This is a genomic window from Desulfovulcanus sp. (genome assembly GCF_982781345.1).
Window position 1 is genome coordinate 1 of record NZ_CEYAEZ010000178.1, and the last position, 1,229, is coordinate 1,229.

1 protein-coding gene is annotated in these 1,229 nt (G+C 40.5%); it reads left to right on the forward strand.

All coding sequences use genetic code 11. The annotated features are described in order from the left end of the window. A partial coding sequence (gene murJ, locus AC3WVG_RS12065) for a murein biosynthesis integral membrane protein MurJ (RefSeq protein ID WP_488798364.1) occupies window positions 1-1,229 on the forward strand: 1,229 nt, incomplete at both ends.

Sequence of the window (1,229 nt, forward strand, 5' to 3'; positions counted from 1 at the left end):
GATTGTTCGGGGCAATAAAGAAGCGTGGACACTCACCAATAATATTTTAAATATGTTAGGCTTAAGTTTGTTGGTTTTAGCCGGGCTGGGAATTATTTTCGCGCCCTATTTAATGAAATTAGTCGCTCCCGGCTTTAATCAGGAAAGCCATGCCTTAACGGTCGCGCTGACTCGGATTATGTTTTTGTCTCCGATATTTTTAGGAATTTCAAGCGTGCTTGGCGGAGTACTGCAGTCGTTCAAAAGGTTTTTCGTTTATTCTTTGGCGCCGATAATGTATAATATCGGAATTATAATCGGCGCTTTGTATTTTGTGCCGGTTTACGGAATTAACGGCCTTGCTTGGGGAGTTGTGCTTGGAGCATTTTTGCATATGCTGATTCAATTGCCGATGGTTGCGAATTTAGGGTTTAGATATAAATTAGCATTTAATATTAAAGACAAAAATGTGCGAAAAATCGGGAGGATGATGATACCGCGGACTATGAGTTTGGCGATTGTGCAGATTAATCTGCTCGTTATTACGGTAATCGCCTCTACGCTCGCGAGCGGTTCATTGACCGTATTTAATTTTGCCAATAACTTGCAATATTTTCCGATCGGCATATTCGGCATTTCATTCGCCTTAGCCGCATTTCCCACTCTATCAGCCGTAGCTTTTGATAAAAAAAAGTTAGTTGAAAATTTTTCCCATACAATAAGGCAGATTTTATTTTTTATTGTTCCGTCAACTGTCCTGCTTTTAACTCTGCGCGCACAGATTATCCGCGTAGTTCTGGGAACTGGCCATTTTAACTGGGAGGATACGGTTCTTACAATCAATACTTTGGGATTTTTTTCCCTTTCCTTATTCGCCCAAGCCACTATTCCATTGCTAATTCGCGTATTTTACGCGCGCCATGACTCTAAGCGCCCTTTTTACATAGGGCTGGCAGTGGTAATAGCGAATGTATTTTTATCTTTATGGCTTGCTCAAAATATGGGCGTTGAAGGATTGGCGCTTGCTTTTTCAATCGCAAGCATAATTAATTTTGTAATACTTTGGATTATATTGCGCGTTGAAATAGGGAATATGGATGAAATAAGAATATTATATTCAGTTGTTAAATTTTCCATAGCCGCTTTGGCTTGCGGCATAACAGTGCAGGGAATGAAGTTGGCGGTATGGCAATTCGTTGATATGACAAAAACATTAGGAGTTTTCGCCCAAGGCGCAATCGCCGGATTAT